This is a genomic window from Actinacidiphila polyblastidii (assembly GCF_036353415.1).
GTDB classification, from domain to species: Bacteria; Actinomycetota; Actinomycetes; order Streptomycetales; family Streptomycetaceae; genus Actinacidiphila; species Actinacidiphila polyblastidii.
The window spans coordinates 53,472-73,443 of record NZ_JAZEWV010000019.1 but is presented as its reverse complement, the minus strand read 5'-3'; the positions used below and the strand labels follow the sequence as shown (position 1 = coordinate 73,443).

At 73.1% G+C, this 19,972-nt stretch carries 15 protein-coding genes; 9 read left to right on the top strand and 6 right to left on the bottom strand.

The window, feature by feature from the left end; genetic code table 11:
• Positions 1–45: 45 nt before the first annotated feature.
• Positions 46–1,107: a glycoside hydrolase family 18 protein gene (locus tag V2S66_RS21840; protein ID WP_330797606.1), complete on the bottom strand. Its 1,062-nt coding sequence runs from the start codon at positions 1,105–1,107 to the stop codon at positions 46–48.
• Positions 1,108–1,300: 193 nt separating this feature from the next.
• Here V2S66_RS21840 and V2S66_RS21835 point away from each other — a divergent pair, with 193 nt between their 5' ends.
• The 7 genes from V2S66_RS21835 (at position 1,301) to V2S66_RS21805 (ending at position 9,163) form a co-directional block, all read left to right on the top strand.
• Positions 1,301–2,617: an L-fuconate dehydratase gene (locus tag V2S66_RS21835; RefSeq protein WP_330797605.1), complete on the top strand. Its 1,317-nt coding sequence runs from the start codon at positions 1,301–1,303 to the stop codon at positions 2,615–2,617.
• Complete coding sequence (locus V2S66_RS21830; RefSeq protein ID WP_330797604.1) at positions 2,614–3,435, top strand: SDR family NAD(P)-dependent oxidoreductase; 822 nt, start codon at positions 2,614–2,616, stop codon at positions 3,433–3,435. The genes V2S66_RS21835 and V2S66_RS21830 overlap by 4 nt, the downstream gene beginning before the upstream one ends.
• 144 nt (positions 3,436–3,579) lie before the next feature.
• The gene (locus tag V2S66_RS21825) at positions 3,580–4,617 is read left to right on the top strand and encodes a sugar ABC transporter substrate-binding protein (RefSeq protein WP_330797603.1); all 1,038 of its coding nucleotides are present in this window, start codon (positions 3,580–3,582) and stop codon (positions 4,615–4,617) included.
• 6 nt (positions 4,618–4,623) lie between these two features.
• Positions 4,624–6,207 (top strand): sugar ABC transporter ATP-binding protein, encoded by a 1,584-nt coding sequence (locus V2S66_RS21820; protein WP_330797602.1) that lies wholly within the window; start codon positions 4,624–4,626, stop codon positions 6,205–6,207.
• On the top strand, positions 6,204–7,244 hold the full coding sequence (locus V2S66_RS21815; protein WP_330797601.1) for an ABC transporter permease: 1,041 nt from the start codon (positions 6,204–6,206) through the stop codon (positions 7,242–7,244). The genes V2S66_RS21820 and V2S66_RS21815 overlap by 4 nt, the downstream gene beginning before the upstream one ends.
• 43 nt (positions 7,245–7,287) lie before the next feature.
• Complete coding sequence (locus V2S66_RS21810; RefSeq protein WP_330797600.1) at positions 7,288–8,316, top strand: aldo/keto reductase; 1,029 nt, start codon at positions 7,288–7,290, stop codon at positions 8,314–8,316.
• A gap of 4 nt (positions 8,317–8,320) precedes the next feature.
• Complete coding sequence (locus tag V2S66_RS21805) at positions 8,321–9,163, top strand: amidohydrolase family protein (RefSeq protein ID WP_330797599.1); 843 nt, start codon at positions 8,321–8,323, stop codon at positions 9,161–9,163.
• A gap of 59 nt (positions 9,164–9,222) precedes the next feature.
• Here V2S66_RS21805 and V2S66_RS21800 read toward each other — a convergent pair whose 3' ends face one another.
• On the bottom strand, positions 9,223–9,894 hold the full coding sequence (locus V2S66_RS21800) for a FadR/GntR family transcriptional regulator (protein WP_330797598.1): 672 nt from the start codon (positions 9,892–9,894) through the stop codon (positions 9,223–9,225).
• Positions 9,895–10,066: 172 nt separating this feature from the next.
• Between V2S66_RS21800 and V2S66_RS21795 the strand changes: the two genes are divergently transcribed.
• Positions 10,067–10,882 (top strand): nucleotidyltransferase domain-containing protein, encoded by an 816-nt coding sequence (locus V2S66_RS21795; protein ID WP_330797597.1) that lies wholly within the window; start codon positions 10,067–10,069, stop codon positions 10,880–10,882.
• A 237-nt stretch (positions 10,883–11,119) separates the two neighbouring features.
• On the opposite strand, the gene V2S66_RS21790 is transcribed toward V2S66_RS21795, so the two are convergent.
• From V2S66_RS21790 to V2S66_RS21775, 4 genes are all read right to left on the bottom strand, one after another.
• Positions 11,120–12,730, bottom strand: coding sequence for a glycerol-3-phosphate dehydrogenase/oxidase (locus V2S66_RS21790; RefSeq protein WP_330797596.1), 1,611 nt, complete (start codon positions 12,728–12,730; stop codon positions 11,120–11,122).
• Positions 12,731–12,738: 8 nt separating this feature from the next.
• Positions 12,739–14,322 (bottom strand): glycerol kinase GlpK, encoded by a 1,584-nt coding sequence (glpK, locus tag V2S66_RS21785; protein ID WP_330797595.1) that lies wholly within the window; start codon positions 14,320–14,322, stop codon positions 12,739–12,741.
• 56 nt (positions 14,323–14,378) lie between these two features.
• Positions 14,379–15,164 carry an MIP/aquaporin family protein gene (locus tag V2S66_RS21780; RefSeq protein WP_330797594.1) on the bottom strand — a complete coding sequence of 262 codons (786 nt, stop codon included), beginning with the start codon at positions 15,162–15,164 and terminating at the stop codon, positions 14,379–14,381.
• Between the two features lie 174 nt (positions 15,165–15,338).
• The gene (locus V2S66_RS21775; RefSeq protein ID WP_330797593.1) at positions 15,339–16,103 is read right to left on the bottom strand and encodes an IclR family transcriptional regulator; all 765 of its coding nucleotides are present in this window, start codon (positions 16,101–16,103) and stop codon (positions 15,339–15,341) included.
• A 247-nt stretch (positions 16,104–16,350) separates the two neighbouring features.
• On the opposite strand from V2S66_RS21775, the gene metH reads away from it, so the two are divergent.
• Complete coding sequence (gene metH / locus V2S66_RS21770) at positions 16,351–19,884, top strand: methionine synthase (protein ID WP_330797592.1); 3,534 nt, start codon at positions 16,351–16,353, stop codon at positions 19,882–19,884.
• Positions 19,885–19,972: the final 88 nt, after the last annotated feature.

Genomic DNA, 19,972 nt, shown 5'->3' with positions numbered 1-19,972 from the left:
CCCGTGTCCGGCTGCTCTCCTGCTGCCTGACGTGCGGCACCAAGCCTACGGCGTACCGCCCGCCGTGCCCCAACCCCGGCGATAGGCGGCCCAGTCGTCCGGCGTGGCTCCCATGCTGACGCCGCCCCGGGCGGTACCGCCGAAGTCGACGTACAGCGCCAGGCCGAAGGAGCGCCGGTGCGGGTCGTGACGCGCCAGCGACACCTTCGCGCCGCGCACCGCGGCCGCCATGGTCTCGGCGTAGGCGTGGTGGCCCATGTTGCCGGTGTGGAAGGCCGGCAGGCCGATCAGCAGCTCGGTGGTCGCCGGGGTGACCCGCAGCGCCAGGGCGGTCTGCTGGGCCACGTAGCCGCCGAAGAGCGCGGTGGTGGGCATCGCGGTGTCGTACGCCATCACCGCCACCTGGTCGACCCGCCGCGCGACCTGGCCGAAGTACGCCTGGGACCACCACTTGGGGTGGCTGAACGGCAGGAACGCCACGGTGTGCAGGCCGGGCAGCGGGTCGATCTGCGGCACCGCGGCGGACAGCGGCACCCCGCGGCCCTCGGTCAGGTCGTGCAGGGAGTCCAGCAGGGTCAGGTAGTCGCCGTTCCCCGAGGGGATCGGCTCCAGGTCGAGGTCGACGCCCTCGAAGCCGGCGTCGAGGATCTGCGCGCACGACGCCCGCACGCTGCGCCGCACCGAGGGGTCGGCGAGCCGCATGCCGGGCCTGCCCCCGCCGGCGACCAGGTCGCCCAGCCAGGCCTGCACCCGGACGCCGGGCAGCACCCGGTGGACGTCGGCGAGGAACCGCGCGGCGCGCGGGTAGAGAGAGGGGTCGAGGGTGCCGTCGTCCGCCAGCGGCCCGGCGTGCACGTACAGGTCGCGCAGGCCGGTGCCGGCCACCTCGGAGCGCAAGTGCTCCAGGTCGGCCGCGTCGCGCCGGCCGTCGATCCAGGCGTGGCCGAGCCACACCGCGTCATGCCCGCGGCTGCGCCCGGCGGCCGCCGGGTCGCCCGCGTACTGCGCCCGCAGGCCCGTGGCGGCGGCCGCGACGGCCAGCACGCTGAGCACGGTGGCGGCCGTCGTCGCACGTCGCAGGCAGCGCAGCAGCCATCGCCCGGACATGCGGCGGGCGGGCAAGCCGGTCCGCCACCGGGAGAGGCGGTCGGACAGGCGCCGGGACATTCGGGGACGAACTCCGCGAGACATCCGATCTGTAATCCACAAAGTTCTGACTTCCCCCTGGACGGATCCGAGCCTGCGCGGCTATACATCGGATCACCGAAAAAAGATCCGATGTCTTGCGACGGGAGTGTGCATGAGTCCGACCATCACCGAGGTCGACGTCTTCGACATCCGCTTTCCGACCTCGGAGCAGCTCGACGGCTCGGACGCCATGAACCCCGACCCCGACTACTCCGCCGCGTACGTGGTGCTCCGCACCGACGCACCCGGCGGCCTGGCCGGGTACGGCCTGTGTTTCACCATCGGCCGCGGGAACGACGTGGTCGCCGCCGCCATCAGGGCCCTGCGACCCTACGTGGTCGGCCGCACGCTGGACAGCGTCACGGGCGACCTCGGCGGCTTCTACCGGCTGCTCACCCACGACTCCCAGCTGCGCTGGCTCGGCCCGGAGAAGGGCGTGATGCACATGGCGGCCGGCGCGGTGGTCAACGCCGCCTGGGACCTGGCGGCGCGCCGGGCCGGACTGCCGGTGTGGGAGCTGCTGGCCGGCATGACGCCGGAAGAACTCGCGGATCTGGTCGACTTCCGCTACCTCAGCGACGCGCTGACCCGCGACGAGGCGCTGGAGATCCTGCGCCGCGCGGAGCCCGGCCGCGCCGAACGCGCCGCGCTGCTGCGCCGCGAGGGCTACCCGGCGTACACCACCGAGCCCGGCTGGCTCGGGTACAGCGACGAGAAGCTGACCCGGCTGGCCAAGGAGGCCGTCGCGGCCGGATTCGGCCAGATCAAGCTGAAGGTCGGCGCCGACCTCGACGACGACCTGCGCAGGATGCGGCTGGCCCGCGAGGCGGTCGGGCCCGGCGTGCGCATCGCCGTCGACGCCAACCAGCGCTGGGACGTGGCCGAGGCGGTCGACTGGATGCGGGCGCTCGCGCCGTACCGGCCGCACTGGATCGAGGAGCCCACCAGCCCCGACGACGTGCTGGCGCACGCGGCGGTCAGGGCCGGCCAGCCGGTCCCGGTCGCCACCGGCGAACACGTCGCCAACCGCGTGGTGTTCAAGCAGCTGCTGCAGGCCGGCGCGGTGGACTACGTGCAGATCGACGCGGCCCGCGTGGCCGGCGTCAACGAGAATCTCGCGATCCTGCTGCTCGCCGCGAAGTTCGGCGTCCCGGTCTGCCCGCACGCCGGCGGCGTCGGGCTCTGCGAACTCGTGCAGCACCTGTCGATGTTCGACTTCGTGGCCGTCTCCGGGACCTGGGACGACCGGGTCATCGAGTACGTCCCGCACCTGCACGAGCACTTCACCGATCCCGTGGTCATGGAGAACGGCCGGTACCGCGCCCCTGACGCGCCCGGCTTCTCCGCCCGTATGGTCCCCGCATCCCTTGCCGAGTACCGCTACCCCGACGGCCCGGTGTGGACCGCACGACAGGAGCTGACCCGATGACCACCACGCCTCAGAGCGCCGCCCGGTTCCCGCAGCCGCCGCAGTCCCCGCAGGACTTCGCCGGTCTCAGCGCCCTCGTCACCGGCGGCGCCTCCGGGATCGGCGCGGCGACCGCGAGGCTGCTCGCCGCGCGCGGCGCCCGCGTGGCGGTGCTCGACCGGGAGACCGCGGGCGCCCCCGAGGGCACCTTCCCGGTCACCGCCGACGTCACCTCCGACGCCGGCGTCAGGGCCGCGGTGGACCGGGCCGCGCAGCACCTCGGCGGGCTGGACGTCCTGGTGAGCAACGCCGGGATCGGCGCCATCGGCACGGTCGAGGACAACCCCGACGACGAGTGGCACCGGGTGCTGGACGTCAACGTGCTCGGCATGGTCCGCACCGCCCGCGCCGCGCTGCCGTACCTGCGCGAGGCCGCCGTCCGGCGGCCCGGCTGCGCCTCGATCACCCACACCTGCTCCATCGCCGCGACCGCGGGACTGCCCCAGCGCGCGCTGTACAGCGCGAGCAAGGGCGCGGTGCTCTCGCTGACCCTGGCGATGGCCGCCGACCACGTGCGCGAGGGCGTGCGGGTCAACTGCGTCAACCCCGGTACCGCGGACACCCCGTGGATCGGCCGGCTGCTCGCCCAGGCCGAGGACCCGGCCGCGGAGCGGGCCGCGCTCGACGCGCGCCAGCCGATCGGCCGGCTGGTCAGCGCGGACGAGGTCGCCGCGGCGATCGCCTACCTCGCCGGCCCGGCCGCGGCCGGCGTCACCGGCACCGCGCTCGCCGTCGACGGCGGCATGCAGGGACTGCGCCTGCGCCCCGCCGCCACCTGAGCCCGCGCCGCGCCCACCGCCCCACCGCCCACCGCCCACCGCCCCACCGCTCACTGAGCCCGCACCACCGCACGAGCCGCACCACCGCACGAGCCGCACCACCTCCACGTCCCGAACCGCCCCACCCGAAGGGCAGGACTCACGATGAGACTGCGCACGACGACCGTGGCCGCCTGCGCCGCACTGCTCGCGGTCACCGCGCTCGCCGGCTGCAACAGAGGCAGCGACAGCAAGGCCGGCACCTCAGGCAAGGTCGGCATCGACCTGCCGCGCTCCGACAGCGACTTCTGGAACTCGTACAACAGCTACATAGAGAAGGGCGTCAAGGCCGGCGACGTCTCCGCGCTGCCCCGCACCAACTCGCAGAACGACATCGGCAAGCTCGTCGCCAACGTGCAGAACTTCGCCAACCAGGGGGCGAAGGCCATCGTGATGGCGCCGCAGGACACCGGCGCGATCGCCTCCACGCTGGAGCAGATGGCCAAGAAGCACATCCCGGTGATCAGCGTCGACACCCGCCCGGACAAGGGGCAGGTGTACATGGTGGTGCGCGCCGACAACAAGGCGTACGGGCAGAAGGCGTGCGAGTACCTGGGCGCGCAGCTCAAGGGCAAGGGCAAGGTCGTCGAGTTCGAGGGCGCGCTGGACTCCATCAACGGCCGCGATCGCTCCGAGGCGTTCGCGTCCTGCATGAAGGCCAGGTTCCCGGCGGTCAAGGTGATCGCGCTCGCCACCGACTGGAAGGGCGACGTCGCCTCGGCCAAGCTGCAGACCACGCTGGCCTCCGACCCCGACGTCAACGGCATCTACATGCAGGCCGGCGGCGTCTTCCTGCAGCCGACCCTGGCGCTGCTCCAGCAGAAGCACCTGCTCAAGCCGCCCGGCACGGCCGGCCACATCACGATCATCTCCAACGACGGCATCCCCGAGGAGTTCAAGGCGATCAAGGCCGGGCAGATCGACGCCACCATCTCCCAGCCCGCCGACCTGTACGCCAAGTACGCGCTGTACTACGCCAAGGCGGCACTCGCCGGGAAGACCTTCGAGGCCGGCCCGACCGACCACGGCTCGAACATCATCACCATCCCCAACGGCCTGGAGGACCAGCTGCCCGCGCCGCTGGTCACCAAGGACAACGTGGACGACCCCGACCTGTGGGCGAACCAGCTCGGGAAGAGCTGACCTGCCATGACCGACCCGACCACTCCCACCCCCGACGGGCCCGCCCCGCCGCCCGCCGTGCAGGCGGAGGGCGTCGTCAAGCGGTTCGGGCCCACCCTCGCCCTCGACCGGGTGGGCATCACCGTCGAAGCCGGCGACTCGCACGCGCTCGTCGGCCGCAACGGCGCGGGCAAGTCCACCCTGGTCTCGGTGCTCACCGGGCTGCACGTGCCGGACGCCGGGCGGGTCTCGTTCCAGGGCGAGCCCGCCCCGGCGGCCGGGGACACCGCCGCCTGGCAGTCCAAGGTGGCCTGCGTCTACCAGAAGTCCATGGTCGTGCCCGACCTGACGGTGGCGGAGAACCTGTTCCTCAACCGCCTCGGCTCGGGCCGGGTCCGCTGGTCGGCGCTGCGCGCCCGCGCGCGCGACCTGCTGGCGGAGTACGGCGTCGAGGTCGACCCGGCCGCGCGGGCCGGCGATCTGACCGTGGAGCAGGGCCAGTTCGTCGAGATCGCACGCGCCCTGTCCTTCGGCGCCCGCTTCATCATCCTCGACGAGCCCACCGCCCAGCTCGACGCGGCCGGCATCGACCGGCTCTTCACCCGGCTGCGCGACCTGCAACGGCAAGGCGTCGCCTTCCTGTTCATCTCGCACCACCTGCAGGAGGTCTACGACCTGTGCAGCACCGTCACGGTCTACCGCGACGCCCGCCATGTGCTGACCGCGACCGTCGCGGAGCTGGGCAAGGCGGAACTCGTGGAGGCCATGACCGGTGAGGCCGCCTCGCACACCGCCGCCTGGCACGCGACGTCCGCGGCGCGGGACACCGCCGGGCGGCAGGGCGCCGAGGCCGGGCCCGAGCCCGAGGCGGTGCTGCGGGCCGACGGCCTGGGCCTCGAAGGGGCCTTCGACCCGGTGGACTTCGCGGTCCGCCCGGGCGAGGTGCTCGGCCTGGCCGGCGCGACCGCCAGCGGCGCCACCGCCCTCGGCGAGACGCTGGTCGGCCTGCGCAGGGCCACCGCCGGCCGTACGCTGGTCGCCGGCCGGCCGGTGCGTCCCGGCAGCGTGCCGCACGCGCTCGGCGCCGGCATCGGGTACGTCCCGGAGGACCGGCACCGGCAGGGCCTGGTGCTCGGCCGCAGCGTCGCGGAGAACGCCACCCTCTCCGTGACCGACCAGCTGGGCCCGTACGGCACCGTCCTGCCGTCGCGGACCCGGGAGTTCGCCCGGCGCATGATCAGCTCGCTGGACATCAAGACCTCGGGGCCCGGCCAGCCGGTCTCCGACCTGTCCGGCGGCAACCAGCAGAAGGTCGTCATCGCACGGGCACTGGCCCGCGACCCGCGGGTGCTGGTGGCCATCAGGCCCACCGCGGGCGTGGACGTGAAGTCCAAGGACTCGCTGCTCGGCGTCGTCAGGAGCGTCGCCGAGCGCGGGGACGCGGCGGTCATCGTCTCCGACGAACTGGACGACCTGCGGGTCTGCGACCGGGTGATCGCGCTGTTCCACGGACGGGTGATCGCCGAGTTCGACAGCGGATGGACCGACCGGGACCTGGTCTCGGCGATGGAGGGGCTGCCCTCGGGCGGCGACAAGGGAGCCGAGGAATGAGCGACACCAGCCAGCTGACCGCCGCCGACGTGGCCGCGCCGGACCGGGCGCCGTCCGGTGCGCCGCGCCTGCACCTGTCCCGCTACCGCGACCTGTCGCTGATCCCGGTCATCCTGGTGCTGGGCGTCATCGGCTTCATCGTCTCGCCGGCCTTCCTGACCTCCGACAACCTCATCGGCGTGCTCCAGCAGGTGAGCGAGCTGAGCCTGCTGGTGCTCGGCGAGGCGATGATCCTCATCTGCGGCCGGATGGACCTGTCGCTGGAGTCCACCATCGGGGTGGCTCCGGTGATCGCCATGTGGCTGGTCATGCCGAGCAGCGGCTCCGCCACCTACCACGGCATCGGCCTGCTGCCCGGCTGGACCTCGGTGCCGCTGTGCCTGCTGGTCGGGCTGCTGATCGGCGGCTTCAACGGCTTCATGATCCTCAAACTGCGGGTCAACGGCTTCATCGCCACCCTCGGCATGCTCACCATGCTGCGCGGCCTGCAGGACGGCATCTCCCAGGGCAAGTCCATCGTCGAGGTGCCCAGGTCCTTCTCCTACCTCGGCGGCGCCTCCTGGATCGGCGCGCCCGCCGCCGTCTGGATCTGCCTGGTGCTCTTCGCTGTGGGCGGCCTCGCGCTCGGCTACCTGCGGCACGGCCGCGCCTTGTACGCGATCGGCGGCAACTCGGAGGCGGCCCGCGCGGCCGGCATCCGGGTGGACCGGATCACCTGGATCGTGCTGGCCGTCGGCAGCCTGCTCGCCGCCTTCGCCGGCGTGCTCTACGTCGGCCACTACGGGGCGATCTCCTCGACCCAGGGCGACGGCTGGATCTTCCAGGTCTTCGCCGCCACCGTGATCGGCGGCGTCAGCCTCAACGGCGGCCGCGGCACCCTCTTCGGGGCGCTGACCGGCGTCCTGACGCTGCAACTGGTGGTGAACGTGACCACCCTCGGCGGAGTCCCGCCGCTGTGGGACAAGTTCCTCTACGGTGCCATCATCATCGTCGCCCTGATCATCTCCCGATTCGCCAGCGGCGAGAAACAGGACTGAGCCGCAACAGGACCGGGCCCGAACAAGGAGAGACGGAAAGCCCATGCCCGTACCGGCACTGCCACGCCTCGGCCTCGGCTGCGCGCCGCTGGCCAATCTCTACCACGCCGTCAGCGAGGAGGACGCCGAGGCGACCGTGGCTGCGGCGTTCGACGCGTCCGGCGGCGCGCCCACGTATCTCGACACCGCGCCGCACTACGGTCTCGGCCGCTCCGAGGAGCGGCTCGGCCGGGCGCTGGCGGGCCGCGACCGGGACACGTACCTGCTGTCCACCAAGGTGGGCCGCAGACTGCGGGACCTGGCGCCGGGCGAGACGCCGGACGGGCAGGGCTTCACCGACTCCCCGGACCGGGCCAGGGTCTGGGACTTCACCGCCGACGGCATCCGCGCCACGCTGGAGGGCTCCCTGGAGCGGCTCGGCGTGGACGCCGTCGACATCGTGTACCTGCACGACGTCGAGGACCATCTGCGCGAGGTGTACGCCGAGGGCTTTCCCGCGCTGGCCGAGCTGCGCGACCAGGGCGTGGTCAAGGCGATCGGCTTCGGCATGAACTACAGCGGGGTGATGGCCCGGCTGGTGGCGGACCTCGACGTCGACGTGGTGCTCTGCGCGGGCCGCTGGACGCTGCTGGAGCGCACCGCGCTGGACGACCTGCTGCCGCAGTGCGAGCGGCGCGGCACCCAGGTGGTGGTCGGCGGTGTCTACAACTCCGGCCTGCTGGCCGACCCCAGACCGGGTGCCCCGTACAACTACGCTGCCGCCCCACCGGAGTTGCTGCGGCGAGCGCTCGACATGGCTGCGGTCTGCGCCGAGTTCGGGGTGCCGCTGCGGGCCGCTGCGCTGCGCTTCCCCTTCGCGCACCCGAGCGTGGCCTGCGCGCTGGTGGGCGCCGCGAGCGCGGCCGAAGTGCGGGACAACGCCGCGATGTTCGACCACGACATCCCCGACGAGCTGTGGCCCGCGCTCGTCGAACGCGGCCTGCTGGACGAGGACGTACCGCTGCCGCTCACCGGGCGCCCGGCCGCGCACGGCGGCGCCGGGCCCCGGCCCGCATCCGGCGCGGGGGAGTGAGGCGGTGCGCATCGACGCCCACCACCACCTGTGGGACCTGGCGCGCCGGCCGCAGCCCTGGCTGGTCGGCGAGGCGCTGCACCCCATCGACCGCACCTTCCGGCTGGACGAGCTGCGGCCGCTGCTGGCCGCGCACTCCGTCGAAGCGACCGTCGTCGTCCAGTCCAGCTCCTCGCTGGAGGAGACCCGCGAACTGCTCGACGTCGCGGCACGCTCGCAGGGCCTGATCGCCGGTGTCGTCGGCTGGGCCGACCTCACCGACCCGGCGCTGCCCGAGGTGCTGGCCTCACTCGCGGAGCCGTCCGCCGGCCCGCTGGTCGGCATCCGCCACCAGGTGCAGGACGAGGCCGACCCGGCGTGGCTGACCCGCTCGGACGTCCACGCCGGGCTGCGCGCGGTCGCCGCGGCGGGCCTGGTCTACGACCTGCTGGTCACCCCTGCCCAACTGGACGCCGCAGTGCGGACCGTGCGGGCGCTGCCCGAGGTGCGGTTCGTGCTCGACCACGGCGGGAAGCCGCCGCTGGCGTCGGGGGAGTGGGAGCCCTGGGCCGGGCAGGTCGCGGCGCTCGCCGAGCTGCCCAACGTGGCCTGCAAGCTCTCCGGGCTCGTCACCGAGGCGGACTGGGAGGGCTGGCGGCCGCAGGACGTGCTGCCGGCCGCCCGGCACCTGCTGGCCGCCTTCGGGCCCGACCGGCTGATGTACGGCTCCGACTGGCCGGTCTGCACGCTCGCCGGAGGCTACGCCGACGTCTACGCCCTCGCCGAGCAGGCGATCGCGTCGCTCGACCCGGCCGGCCGGGCCGCCGTCCTCGGCGGCACCGCCGCCCACTGGTACGGGCTCGCCTGAGCCGGCCGCCGGTCCGCGCCGGCTGCCGTCGCCGTACGGCAGGCGACGGCGGCCGGGCGTCACAGCGTGGAGCGGAGCCACTGCTCGACGCTGGCGACGTGCACGGTCGCCCAGGACCTGGCGGCCTCCGCGTCCCGGTCGCGCAGCGCGGCCAGGATCGCCCGGTGCTCGTGCAGGGTGCGGCTGATCGCGTCCTCCTGGGTGAGGCCGCGCCACACCCGCGCCCGGGTGGTCGGCCCGGACAGGCCGTCGAGCAGCGAGCAGAGCACCGAGTTGCCGCTGCCCTGCACGATCCCGCGGTGGAACTCCAGGTCGGACGCGACGAGTTCCTCCACCGAGGGGGCGGGGCCGAGCGCGTCGAGCTTGCCCGTCAGGGAGTCCAGCTCCTCCTCCGAGATCCGGACGGCGGCCATCGCGGTGGCCGCCGGCTCCAGGATCCGCCGCACCGCGAGGAACTCCAGCACGGTGTCGTCGCGGTGGAAGTCCACCACGAAGCTGAGTGCCTCCAGCAGCAGTTGGGGGTCGAGGCTGGTGACATAGGTGCCGTCGCCCTGGCGTACGTCCAGGATCCTGATCAGCGACAGCGCGCGGACCGCCTCGCGCAACGAGTTGCGGGAAAGGCCCAGTTCGGCTGCCAGCTCGCTCTCCTTCGGCAGCCGGTCGCCGGGCCGCAGCGAGCCGGAGACGATCATCTCCTTGATCTTCTCGATGGCCTCGTCGGTGACCGCCATGTGTGCGCCCTCCCCGTGCTTCAGGTCCCAGGCGCCCGCGCCAGACCTCCGATGTCTTCTGTTCATTATGCGCCAGCCGCCGCCCACGGCCCAGCCGTGCCCGCGTTCCCCCGCGGCGGCCCGGCTCCCGGGGCGCTGTCGCGTTCTGCGGCCGCGACCCATACTGGGCCGCATGATCCAACACGAACTCATCGACCGGGTGCGGCAGATGTGCCGCGCCGACGAGGGCGTCGAAGCAGCCCTGATGTACGGCTCGTTCGCCGCGGGCGAGGGTGACGCGTACAGCGACGTCGAGTTCTGGCTGTTCTTCCGGTCCGAGCGGCTCGCCGAGGTCGACCCGGCCGCCTGGTGCGCGGCGGTCGCCCCGGTGAACCTCGTGGTGCGCAACGAGTTCGGCACGCACGTGGCCTTCTTCCCCGGGCCGGTACGCGGCGAGTTCCACTTCGCCGGCGCCGGCGACATCGGGTCGGTCGCCCAGTGGCCCGCCCGCGGCGCGGCCGTCGAGCGCATGGTCGTGGTGGACCGGCGGGGCCTGCTCGCACCGGTGCTGGCCGCGCTGCCCGATCGGCCGGACATCCCCGCGGACCCGGAGCGGACCGCCGACCTCTGCGGCCGGTTCGCCAACTGGCTGGTCCTCGCCCTCCACGTCGCCGCCCGCGGCGAGCACCTGCGGGCCCAGGACGCGCTCGGCCACGCCGCACGCCATCTGCTGTGGATGGCCCGGCTCGCCGAGCACAGCACCGCCCACTGGCTCACCCCCTCGCGCGCCGCCGAGGCCGAACTCCCCGCCGCCACGGTCGCCGCCGCCGGCTGGCCCACCTCGCCGGGCGACCCCGTGGCCGGCTACGCCCGCGCGCTGTGGCAGGCCGGCCGCGCCCACTGGCAGACCCTCCTCACCCGCCACGGAACCCCGCCCCCGACCGCTCTCTTCCGCGAACTGGACGCCCTCATCACCCCGCCCGGCCTGACGCCGGACGTGCTGCCGTAAGCCCCCCGGCGGCTGCGGGGACCGGCGGGACCACCGGACGTCGCGGCGTCAGCCCGCCTGGTCGGCGCGTGGCCGGCGCCCGGTGGCCGACCACGCCCGACGGCGGCCCGGCGCCCGGCGTCGTGGCGCCAGGCACCCGGTGCCGGTTCCGGCGCCCGCCGGGGGCGGCCCCCGGGTGGGCGGGTCCGAGGCTGTCGGGGGCGCTGGCCCCCGACCTTGTGCGCGCCGCGCAGCGGCTCAGCCGCGGTCGGCCAGCAGCCTGGCCACCTCCGTGCGGACCTGCGGCGTGTCCAGGCCGCGCACGGTGAGGGTGGTGCGGCGGCGCAGCACGTCGTCGACCTCCTCGGCCCACTCGTGGTCGCGCGCGTAGACGACCTGCGCCCAGATCTCCGGCGCGTCCGGGTGGACGCGCTCGGCGAGGCGCGGGTCCTCGTTGGCCAGCCGGGCGATGTCGAAGGCGAGCGAGCCGTAGTGGCCGGCCAGGTGGCGCGCGGTGTCCGCGGCCATCCGCGGCCCCGGGGCGGTGCCGTCGACGAGCAGCCGGTGGGCGACCGCGTCGGGGCTGGCGAAGCCGGGCAGCGGCGCGTGCCGCGGCAGCCGGTTCATCGGCTCCATGTCGTCGGCCAGCGGATGGCCGGGGAGGGCCGCCAGCTTGTTCATCACGGTGCGCCCGATGTGCCGGAAGGTGGTCCACTTGCCGCCGGCCACCGACAGCATGCCGCCGGCGCCCTCGGTGACCACGGTCTCCCGCTTGGCGGTGGCCGTGTCGCCCGGCCCCCCGGGCAGCACCCGCAGCCCGGCGAAGGAGTACGTGACCAGGTCCCTGGACAGCTGCCGGTCGCGGACCGAGAGGGACGCCTCGTCGAGGATCTGGCTGATGTCCGCCTCGGTGACCCGCACGTCCGCCGGGTCGCCCTCGTACACCTCGTCGGTGGTGCCGAGCAGCAGCATGTCCTCCCAGGGCAGCGCGAAGGTGATCCGGTACTTGTCGATCGGGGTGGCGAGCGCCGCCCGCCACGGCGCGGTGGGCTTCAGCACCAGGTGGGCGCCCTTGGACAGCCGGATCGACGGCGCGGCGGCCGGGTCCTCCATCAGGCGCAGCCGGTCCACCCAGGGGCCGGTGGCGTTGAGCACCAGCCGGGCGTTGACGCCGAACTCCGCGCCGTCGGTGCGGTCGCGCAGCTCCGCGCCGGTCACCCGGCCCGCGGTGAAGCGCAGCCCGGTCACCTCGGCGTGGTTGAGCACGGTCGCGCCGGCCTCCACCGCGGCCCGGACGGTCATCAGCGCCATCCGGGAGTCGTTCATCTGCCCGTCCTCGTAGACGGCGACCGCGCGCAGGTCCTCGGTGCGCAGCTCCGGTACGTCGCGGGCGGCCCTGGCCGGGCTGATGACGTGGCCGACGCCGTCGCGGAAGGCGGACAGCGCCGAGTAGGCGAAGACACCCGCGCCGAGCTTGGCGGCGCCGTGCGGGCCGCCCTTGTACACCGGCAGGTAGAAGGTGAGCGGCTTCGCCAGGTGCGGCGCGACGTCCCTGGAGACGGCGCGCCGCTCGACGTGGTTCTCGGCGACCAGCTTGACCGCGCCGGTCTGCAGGTAGCGCAGCCCGCCGTGCAGCAGCTTGGAGGAGGCCGAGGAGGTCGCTCCGGCGAAGTCGCCCGCGTCCACCATGGCCACCCGCAGTCCCGACTGCGCGGCATGCCAGGCGGTGGTGATGCCGAGGATGCCGCCGCCGATCACCAGCAGGTCGTACGTGGCGCGGCCGAGCAGGTCACGGGTCTCCGCCCGTCCGGGGTTGGCTCCGGCGGTCGGATGCGTCCCGAGAGAGGGGACGCTGTGCAGGGTGGTCATGGTGTGTCTCAGTGCTCCTCGTCGTCGATCCAGCCCATGGTCGCCTGGACGGCCTTGAGCCAGCTCTTGTACTCGCGGTCGCGCTGCGCCGCGTCCATCCGCGGGGTCCACTCGGCGGCTCGCCGCCAGTTCGCCCGCAGCGCGTCGGTGTCCGGCCAGAAGCCGACCGCGAGGCCGGCCGCGTAGGCCGCGCCGAGGCAGGTGGTCTCGGCGACCATCGGGCGCACCACCGGTGCGTCCAGGAAGTCCGCCAGGGTCTGCATCAGCAGGTTGTTGGAGGTCATGCCGCCGTCGACCTTGAGCGCGGTCAGCTCGACGCCGGAGTCCTTGGTCATCGCGTCGGCGATCTCCCGGGTCTGCCAGGCCGTGGCCTCCAGCACCGCGCGGGCGATGTGCGCCTTGGTGACGTAGCGGGTCAGGCCGGCGATCACGCCGCGGGCGTCGTCGCGCCAGTAGGGCGCGAACAGGCCGGAGAAGGCCGGCACGAAGTACGCGCCGCCGTTGTCCTCCACCGAGGAGGCAAGCGTCTCGATCTCGGCCGCGGTGCTGATCAGCCCCATCTGGTCGCGCATCCACTGCACCAGCGACCCGGTGACCGCGATCGAGCCCTCCAGGGCGTAGACCGGCGCGTCCTCGCCGATCCGGTAGCCGACGGTGGTGATCAGGCCGTTGTACGAGTTGACCGGGGTCTCGCCGGTGTTCATCAGCATGAAGGTGCCGGTGCCGTACGTGGACTTGGCCTCGCCCTTGGTGAAGCAGGTCTGGCCGAACAGCGCCGCCTGCTGGTCGCCGAGCGCGGCGGCCACCGGCACGTCCACCAGGCCGCCGACGCTGGTGCTGCCGTACACCTCGGAGGAGGACCGGATCTGCGGCAGCACCGCGGCGGGCACCCCGATCGAGGCGAGGATCTTCTCGTCCCAGTCCAGGGTGCGCAGGTCCATCAGCAGGGTGCGCGAGGCGTTGGTGACGTCGGTGACGTGCACGCCGCCGTCGACGCCGCCGGTGAGGTTCCAGATCACCCAGGAGTCCATGGTGCCGAAGAGGATGTCGCCGGCCTCGGCGCGCTCGCGCAGGCCCTCGACGTTGTCCAGCAGCCAGCGGATCTTCGGCCCGGCGAAGTACGACGCGAGCGGCAGCCCGGTCGTGCGGCGGAACCGGTCCTGGCCGACGTTGCGGCCCAGCTCCCGGCAGAGCGCGTCGGTCCGGGTGTCCTGCCAGACCAGCGCGTTGTGCACCGGCTCGCCGGTGTGCCGGTCCCACAGCAGGGTGGTCTCGCGCTGGTTGGTGATGCCGATCGCCTTGACGTCGGAGGGCGTGAAGCCGGGAACCTCCTGCGCGGCCCTGCCGACGGCGCCGGCCACCACCTCCTGGACGTTGGTCCAGATCTCCGCGGCGTCGTGCTCCACCCAGCCCGGCTTGGGGAAGATCTGCTCGTGCTCCTTCTGGTCGACGGCGACGATCCTGCCGTCCCGGTCGAAGACGATGCAGCGGCTGGAGGTGGTGCCCTGGTCGATGGCGGCGATGAACGGGCCGCTGCCGTGCGAGCTGGTCCGCTGCTCCTGGCCGGTAGCGTCGCTGTGCTGGTCGGTCACGGTGTGCTCCTCAAGGGTCTGCGCGGGGTGGCGGGGGGCCTGGCGTCCTGGCGGGGTCACGTGAAGGCGAGCTTGTACAGGCCGCCCGCGACGGCGGCGCCGGCCAGCGGGCCGACCACCGGTATCCAGGCGTAGCTCCAGTCCGATCCGCCCTTGCCGGGCAGCGGCAGCAGGCTGTGCACGATGCGCGGGCCGAGGTCGCGGGCCGGGTTGATGGCGTAGCCGGTCGGGCCGCCGAGCGACAGGCCGACACCGACCACCAGCAGTGAGGTCAGCAGGATGCCCAGGCCGTTGAGGGCGAGGCCGTTCGTCATGCCCTGGGTGAGGATGAAGAGCACCAGCACCGCCGTGCCGATGATCTCGGTGAGCAGGTTCTGCACCGGGTTCCTGATCTCCGGGCCGGTGGCGAAGACGCCGAGCACCGGGCCGCCGGGGGCCTTGCGGCCGGTGGCCGGGCCCGCCGGGTCGGCCTCCTGCCCCGACACCACCTCGGGGTCGGTCAGGTGCGCGGTGAACTGGCCCATGTAGGCCACCCAGACCAGGAACGCTCCGATGATCGCACCGGCGAACTGGCCTATCAGGTAGTAGGGCACCGTGCTCCACACGCCGGTCTTGATGGCCACGCCCAGCGTCACCGCCGGGTTGAGCTGGCCTCCGGAGTAGCCGTTGGCGATGTACGCGCCGGCCATCACCGCGAAGCCCCAGCCGAAGGCGATCGCCACCCATCCGGCGTCCTTGGCCTTCGATTTCTTCAGCGTCACGGCGGCGCAGACGCCGCCGCCCATCAGGATGAGCACGGCGGTGCCGAAAAGCTCACCGACGACGATGTGGCCATGGGACACAGCGACTCCTTTGTCAATTGTCCGATAGCGGCATTCCCGGCCCGGCCGGTGTTCGACAATGTCGACCGCTGTGCGCGAGTTTTACTCCATGACGACCGCTGGTCAAGAGGCATGTGACCGACGAGACCCGGCGGCGGCCGGACAAGCCGCGCGAAACCGCGCGCGGCACGGCGCTCAGAACCGTCCGGCGCCCAGGTCGCGGGAGACCGCCCGCGCGCAGTCCCGCACCGCCGCCACCAGGCGCGCGCGTATCCCGTCGGCGTCGCAGACCCGCTCCACCGCGCCGGTGACGCCGACCGCGCCCACCGGCATCCGCCTGCGGTCGTAGACCGGCGCGGCCACCGAGGCCACGCCGTCCCAGGTCTCCTCCAGGTCGGCCGCCCAGCCGCGGGCACGGGTCAGGTCGAGCACCGTCTCGAAGTCCGCCGCGGCGGTGATCGTGCGCGCGGTCAGCGCGGCCCGCTCGCCCTCGGCCACCTCGTTGTGCGCCACCGGGTCGAAGGCCGAGAGCACCTTGCCCATCGCGGTGCTGTGCAGCGGCTGCATCGCCCCGACCTCCAGCACCTGCCGGCTGTCGTCCGGCCGGAAGACGTGGTGCACGATCAGCACGCCCTGCTGGTGCAGCACCCCCAGGTACGCCGCCTCGCCGCTGGACCTGGCCAGGTCGTCGGTCCACACCAGGGCGCGGGCGCGCAGCTCGTGCACGTCCAGGTAGCTGTTGCCGAGCCGCAGCAGCTCGGCGCCGAGCTGGTAGCGGCCGGACGCCGGGTCCTGCTCGACGAAGCCCTCCTGCTGCAGGGTGCGCAGGATGCCGTGCGCGGTGCCCTTGGCCAGGCCGAGCGAGGAGGCCACGTCGGACAGGCCCAGCCTGCGCTCCCCGCCCGCCAGCAGCCGCAGGATCGCGGCGGCCCGCTCGAGTGACTGGATGGGACCTGGCATCTCGCGCACTCCAAGGGACGGGGGCGGCAGCAGGGCGGCGGCCGGATCTATCCGTGCCCCGGTCGACATTGTCGACCTTCATCATCGCAGAGACGATTGTGGCACCACCCGTCCGCTCCTCGGAATGCCTTCGAGGCGGTGCGCCCCCGGCGGCTAGGCTGGCGGGGTGCGTCCTCGGCCGGCTCCGGCAGCGCCAGGGCTGCGAGCGCGCATAGCCGACAGCCGTCGCATCCCAGGGAGCACCTCCATGGCCTCGCCGTCCCCCTCGTTCACCCCGGCCGCCCCGGCCTTCGCCGCGTCCGCGAGCAACGCCCGGGCCGCCGCCCTGCGCGAGGCGCTCGCCTCCCGCGTCGTCGTCGCCGACGGGGCGATGGGCACCATGCTCCAGGCACAGGACCCGACGCTCGACGACTTCCAGCAGCTCGAGGGCTGCAACGAGATCCTCAACCTCACCCGCCCCGACATCGTGCGCTCGGTCCACGAGGCGTACTTCGCGGCCGGCGTGGACTGCGTGGAGACCAACACCTTCGGCGCCAACCAGAGCGCGCTGGCCGAGTACGACGCCGCCGACCGCATCCACGAGCTGGCGGTGGCCGGCGCCCGGCTGGCCCGCGAGGTGGCCGACGGCTTCGCCGCCGACGGCCGGCCGCGCTGGGTGCTCGGCTCGATCGGCCCCGGCACCAAGCTGCCGACCCTCGGCCACACCACCTTCCGCACCCTGCGCGACGGCTACGAGGCCAACGCCGCCGGGCTCATCGAGGGCGGCGCCGACGCCCTCATCGTGGAGACCATGCAGGACCTGCTACAGGTCAAGGCCGCCCTGATCGGCTCGCGCCGGGCGATGGCGGCGGCCGGCGTGAACCTGCCGCTGATCTGCGAGGTGGCCGTCGAGACCACCGGAACCATGCTGCTCGGCTCCGAGATCGGCGCCGCGCTCACCGCGCTCGAACCGCTCGGCATCGACCTGATCGGCCTCAACTGCTCGACCGGCCCCGCCGAGATGAGCGAGCACCTGCGCTACTTGGCCCGGCACTCCCGTACGCCGCTCGCCTGCATGCCCAACGCCGGCCTGCCGGTGCTCACCAAGGACGGCGCCCACTACCCGCTGTCCCCGGCGGAACTGGCCGACGCGCACGAGGTCTTCGCCCGCGAGTACGGCCTGTCGCTGGTCGGCGGCTGCTGCGGCAGCACGCCCGAGCACCTGCGGCAGCTGGTGGAGCGGGTCGGCGGCCAGGAGATCGTGCCGCGCAGCCCCCGCCCCGAGCCCGGCGCCGCCTCTCTCTACCAGACCGTGCCCTTCCGGCAGGACACCTCGTACCTGGCGATCGGCGAGCGCACCAACGCCAACGGCTCCAAGAAGTTCCGCGACGCGATGCTGGAGGGCCGCTGGGAGGACTGCGTCGAGCTGGCCCGGGACCAGATCCGCGAGGGCGCCCACCTGTTGGACCTGTGCGTGGACTACGTCGGGCGGGACGGCGTCGCCGACATGGCCGAGATCGCCGGGCGGTTCGCCACCGCCTCCACGCTGCCGATCGTGCTGGACTCCACCGAGGTCGAGGTGCTCCGCGCCGGGCTGGAGAAGCTCGGCGGCCGCGCGGTGCTCAACTCGGTGAACTACGAGGACGGCGACGGCCCCGAGTCCCGCTTCGCCCGCGTCACCCAGCTGGCCGTCGAGCACGGAGCGGCCCTCATCGCGCTCACCATCGACGAGGAGGGCCAGGCCCGCACCCCGGAGAAGAAGGTGGAGATCGCCGAGCGGCTGATCGCCGACCTGACCGGCAACTGGGGCGTCGCCGAGTCCGACATCCTCATCGACTGCCTCACCTTCACCATCTGCACCGGCCAGGAGGAGTCCCGCAAGGACGGTGTCGCCACCATCGAGGCGATCCGCGAGCTCAAGCGCCGCCACCCCGACGTGCAGACCACGCTGGGCCTGTCGAACATCTCCTTCGGCCTCAACCCCGCCGCCCGCGTGGTGCTCAACTCGGTCTTCCTCGACGAGTGCGTGAAGGCCGGCCTCGACTCCGCCATCGTGCACGCCTCCAAGATCCTGCCGATCGCCCGCATCCCCGAGGAGCAGCGGCAGGTCGCGCTCGACCTGGTGCACGACCGGCGCCGCGAGGGCTACGACCCGCTGCAACGGCTGATGGAGCTGTTCGAGGGCGTCGACACCAAGTCGGTGCGGGCCGGCCGGGCCGAGGAGCTGATGGCGCTCCCGCTGGAGGAGCGGCTGCAGCGGCGGATCATCGACGGCGAGAAGAACGGCCTCACCGCGGACCTCGACGAGGCGCTCACCGAGCGGCCCGCGCTGGACATCGTCAACGACACGCTGCTGTCCGGGATGAAGGTCGTCGGCGAGCTGTTCGGCTCCGGCCAGATGCAGCTTCCGTTCGTGCTGCAGTCCGCCGAGGTCATGAAGGCCGCCGTGGCGCACCTCGAACCGCACATGGAGAAGTCCGACGAGAGCGGCGGCAAGGGCACCATCGTGCTCGCCACCGTCCGCGGCGACGTGCACGACATCGGCAAGAACCTGGTCGACATCATCCTCTCCAACAACGGCTACAACGTGGTCAACCTCGGCATCAAGCAGCCGGTCTCGGCGATCCTCGAAGCCGCCCAGGAGCACCGCGCCGACGTCATCGGCATGTCCGGGCTGCTGGTCAAGTCCACGGTGATCATGAAGGAGAACCTGGAGGAGCTGAACCAGCGCGGCCTGTCCGCCGAGTACCCGGTGATCCTCGGCGGCGCCGCCCTCACCCGCGCCTACGTCGAGCAGGACCTGCACGAGATCTACGCGGGCGAGGTCCGCTACGCCCGGGACGCCTTCGAGGGACTGCGGCTGATGGACGCGCTGATCGGCATCAAGCGCGGGGTGCCGGGCGCCGCGCTGCCCGAGCTGAAGGCACGCCGGGTGGCCCGGCGCGAGCAGCCGGAGGAGCCCGAGGCCGACCTCGGCCAGGTGCGGTCCGACGTCGCCGTGGACAACCCGGTGCCCGAGCCGCCGTTCTGGGGCACCCGGGTCGTCAAGGGCATCCCGCTGGCCGACTACGCCTCCTGGCTCGACGAGGGAGCCCTCTTCAAGGGCCAGTGGGGCCTGAAGCAGTCCCGCGCCACCGGCCCCTCGTACGAGGATCTGGTGGAGTCCGAGGGGCGGCCGCGGCTGCGCGGGCTGCTCACCCGGCTGCAGTCCGAGGGCCTGCTGGAGGCGGCCGTGGTCTACGGCTACTTCCCGTGCGTGGCCAAGGGCGACGACCTGATCGTGCTGCACGAGGACGGCAGCGAGCGCACCCGCTTCTCCTTCCCCCGGCAGCGCCGCGGCCGCCGGCTGTGCCTGGCGGACTTCTTCCGGCCGGAGGAGTCCGGCGAGACCGACGTGGTCGGCTTCCAGGTCGTCACCGTCGGCAGCCGGATCTCCGAGGCGGCCGGCGAGCTGTTCGCCGCCGACTCCTACCGCGACTACCTGGAGCTGCACGGCCTGTCGGTGCAGCTGGCCGAGGCGCTGGCCGAGTACTGGCACGCGCGGGTCCGCGGCGAGCTGGGCTTCGGCGGCGAGGACCCCTCGGACGTGGAGGACATGTTCGCGCTGAAGTACCGCGGCGCGCGCTTCTCGCTGGGCTACGGCGCCTGCCCCGACCTGGAGGACCGGGCGAAGATCGCCGCGCTGCTGGAGCCCGAGCGGATCGGCGTGAAGCTCTCCGAGGAGTTCCAGCTGCACCCGGAGCAGTCCACCGACGCGATCGTCATCCACCACCCCGAGGCGAAGTACTTCAACGCCCGTTGACGAGGCCGTCACCGGCTCTTCGCCCGCCGTACGGCGTGTCGAACCCGGCCGACGTAGAATGGACGGTCCGGCAGAGGCCGGTCGCCGC

Coding starts and splice junctions, on each gene's coding strand:
- V2S66_RS21815 (WP_330797601.1), top strand. CDS start 6,204: ATGAGCGACACCAGCCAGCTGACCGCCGCCGACGTGGCCGCGCCGGAC.
- V2S66_RS21775 (WP_330797593.1), bottom strand. CDS start 16,103: ATGCCAGGTCCCATCCAGTCACTCGAGCGGGCCGCCGCGATCCTGCGG.
- V2S66_RS21800 (WP_330797598.1), bottom strand. CDS start 9,894: ATGGCGGTCACCGACGAGGCCATCGAGAAGATCAAGGAGATGATCGTC.
- V2S66_RS21790 (WP_330797596.1), bottom strand. CDS start 12,730: ATGACCACCCTGCACAGCGTCCCCTCTCTCGGGACGCATCCGACCGCC.
- V2S66_RS21835 (WP_330797605.1), top strand. CDS start 1,301: ATGAGTCCGACCATCACCGAGGTCGACGTCTTCGACATCCGCTTTCCG.
- V2S66_RS21795 (WP_330797597.1), top strand. CDS start 10,067: ATGATCCAACACGAACTCATCGACCGGGTGCGGCAGATGTGCCGCGCC.
- V2S66_RS21830 (WP_330797604.1), top strand. CDS start 2,614: ATGACCACCACGCCTCAGAGCGCCGCCCGGTTCCCGCAGCCGCCGCAG.
- V2S66_RS21810 (WP_330797600.1), top strand. CDS start 7,288: ATGCCCGTACCGGCACTGCCACGCCTCGGCCTCGGCTGCGCGCCGCTG.
- V2S66_RS21820 (WP_330797602.1), top strand. CDS start 4,624: ATGACCGACCCGACCACTCCCACCCCCGACGGGCCCGCCCCGCCGCCC.
- V2S66_RS21840 (WP_330797606.1), bottom strand. CDS start 1,107: ATGTCCGGGCGATGGCTGCTGCGCTGCCTGCGACGTGCGACGACGGCC.
- V2S66_RS21825 (WP_330797603.1), top strand. CDS start 3,580: ATGAGACTGCGCACGACGACCGTGGCCGCCTGCGCCGCACTGCTCGCG.
- metH (WP_330797592.1), top strand. CDS start 16,351: ATGGCCTCGCCGTCCCCCTCGTTCACCCCGGCCGCCCCGGCCTTCGCC.